The following is a 2,516-nucleotide window of genomic DNA, read 5'->3' as shown; positions in this document are numbered from 1 at the left end:
CTCCCCCATTTCCCCATTTCCCCATTTCCCCACTCCCCACTTACTAACACTCAACCACTTTTTTGACTTTATCTATGTTTGTTGATCATATTCATTTTTATGTAGAATCGGCCAAAAAATGGCGAGATTGGTTGGTGCGGGTGATGGATTTTCAGGCGATCGCAAGTTTAGTTAATCTGCACACGCACACGGAAATAGTTGGCAATGGCATCCAAAAAGATAAAACTAAACAGATTATTTTTATCTTATCTTCTCCCTTAAATTCCCTTAGTCCCGTGGCGGAATTTTTAAGTAAATATCCTGAAGGGGTGGCGGATGTAGCTTTTCAAGTAGAGGATTTAGACAGTTTAGCTAGGAGAATTAAACAGGACATTTTTATTGAGGAAACTGTTTTGGCTAGGGGTAAGATAAAAAGCTGTCAAATCTCTAGCATTGCTGATCTCAAACATACGTTAATTGAAAGGCAGGGAATCACGCCAATTTTAGCCGATCCTAATCTGATTGAGTATGATAGTCAGCAACAATATAATCAGGATATTCTGGCAATTGATCATTTAGTTTTAAATGTTTTTCAGGGAAATTTAGAGTTAACAGCCAATTGGTATGAGGAAAATTTAGGCTTTAAAAAAAGGCAAACTTTTACTATTAAAACGGATCGTTCTGGTCTTTATTCCCAGGTACTTGTTCACCCCGAAACCGAATTAAAATTACCGATTAATGAGCCAGATAGTAACAGTTCTCAAATTCAAGAATTTTTAGATATTAATCAAAAATCTGGCATTCAACACATTGCTTTAAAAACAGAAAATATTTTAAGATTAACTCAAAAATTAAAAGAAAGGAAAGTAGAATTTCTATCAGTTCCCAACAGTTATTATCAACAAATTGACTATCAAAAAAAAGATTTTAATATTGCTGATTGGGAATGGTTAGAAATTAAAAAACAGGAAATTCTCATTGATTTTGAACAAAATAGTCATTCCCTCCCAGAAAAGCCGACTTTACTGCAAATTTTCACTAAACCAATTTTTTCCCAGCCGACTTTCTTTTTTGAATTAATCGAGCGACGTCATGCCGCTAGAGGTTTTGGAGAAGGCAACTTCCAGACCCTATTTGAAGCGATCGAACGGGAACAAATACAGCGAGGAACTTTAGATTAGAATCAGAAAAGCGGGCATTTTTCCCATCAGACTATCAACGATGACGTAATTCAATCACATCTTTTTTGATCGTGACATCATAGGAACCAAAAAAGGTTTGTCCTAAGAGTCCTAATCCTTCCATTTGGGGAGAAATACCAACAATCTGATTAGATAAAGCCACCTCGCCAACTTTAACAGAATTAATGCGACCAAGATAAACAGTAACGACACCGCCGGCGGTATGAGCGACTACTTCCTTTTCCCGTTTGACTTTCATCGCTTTCGCCATGGCATCGGTGAGGACGATGCCACTAGCACCTGTATCAAAAAGCATTTCATAATAGTGACGGTTATTAAAAACCACCATCACCGTGGGAATGCCGTTAACCCGGCGTTGAATCGGTAGCTGATAAACTTGCGGGGAATTTTTCCTATTTCTAGATGAACTGCCACAGAGACGGCTAAGATCTATGTGTTGTCCATCTGCTCTTTGGAGAAAGCATTCCGATTGAGCGAGAGTCGTAGGGGTGAAGGGAAATAACAGCAGGGTGCTGGACAATGCGATCGCAGAAAGAGACTTATTCATGGGTTCAACATCGAGAAGACCGACTCGGAAAAGAACGATTCTAGTTCTAGAATTCCCCAAAAATGCGGGAAAATAACAGGAGTTTAACCCGGAGGCCAAGCCATTATGCGATCGCCTAAGAGATGGACATGAAGATGATCGACGGTTTGACCCCCATGTTCCCCATTATTGATCACTACTCGATAACCTTGACTTAATTTAGCTTCGGCGGCCACTTTTTTAACAGTTAGTAACAAATGTCCCAATAGATCTCGATCGCTGTCGCTGGCTTCCTCTAGTTTCGGAATCGGTTTTTTGGGGATAATGAGGATATGGGTGGGTGCTTGGGGATTAACATCTCGAAAAGCGAGAACCAGATCATCTTCATAAACGATCGAGGCAGGAATTTCTTTCCGGATAATTTTGCTAAAAATAGTCTCGCTCATAGACAAATTGCTTTTTTTTTAACTATACCATTAAGCTCTCAGCTTTTCTGGCTAGGTTATCCCTAGAAATACGCTGATTTTCAGGGTAAATTCCCAGATCAAATCATTTTTATGCGGAAAACTAGCCTAACATCCTGTTTCATTTTCCTAAGAACTCACTTTATTTTTACTTGAGCCAAAATGTTAGCAAGGGTTTGGAGTGCGGCAATTATCGGCATCGATGCCATTAAAATCGGGGTAGAGGTGGATGTATCGGGGGGATTACCCGGAATTGCCGTGGTGGGTTTACCCGATACCGCCGTGCAGGAGTCGAAAGAAAGGGTAAAAGCTTCCCTAAAAAATGCCGGATTTGCCTTTCCTATC

At 39.9% G+C, this 2,516-nt stretch carries 4 protein-coding genes; 2 read left to right on the top strand and 2 right to left on the bottom strand.

Annotation, left to right across the window (positions count from 1 at the left end):
• The first annotated feature begins 74 nt into the window (after positions 1-74).
• Positions 75-1,160, top strand: a complete 1,086-nt coding sequence (gene hppD / locus IQ242_RS22265; protein ID WP_193961441.1) for a 4-hydroxyphenylpyruvate dioxygenase — start codon at positions 75-77, stop codon at positions 1,158-1,160.
• 34 nt (positions 1,161-1,194) lie between these two features.
• Here hppD and IQ242_RS22260 read toward each other — a convergent pair whose 3' ends face one another.
• Both IQ242_RS22260 and IQ242_RS22255 read right to left on the bottom strand, forming a co-directional pair.
• Entirely contained in the window at positions 1,195-1,728 is a 534-nt protein-coding gene (locus tag IQ242_RS22260; RefSeq protein ID WP_193961440.1) for a TIGR02281 family clan AA aspartic protease, read from the bottom strand.
• An 83-nt stretch (positions 1,729-1,811) separates the two neighbouring features.
• Positions 1,812-2,153, bottom strand: a complete 342-nt coding sequence (locus IQ242_RS22255) for a histidine triad nucleotide-binding protein (protein WP_002757854.1) — start codon at positions 2,151-2,153, stop codon at positions 1,812-1,814.
• A gap of 231 nt (positions 2,154-2,384) precedes the next feature.
• Between IQ242_RS22255 and IQ242_RS22250 the strand changes: the two genes are divergently transcribed.
• The coding region (locus IQ242_RS22250; protein WP_370583041.1) for a magnesium chelatase domain-containing protein at positions 2,385-2,516 on the top strand (132 nt) is incomplete at its 3' end.

This window comes from Microcystis sp. LEGE 08355 (assembly GCF_015207185.1).
GTDB classification, from domain to species: domain Bacteria; phylum Cyanobacteriota; class Cyanobacteriia; order Cyanobacteriales; family Microcystaceae; genus Microcystis; species Microcystis panniformis.
This window is presented reverse-complemented; position numbering and strand designations above follow the sequence as displayed.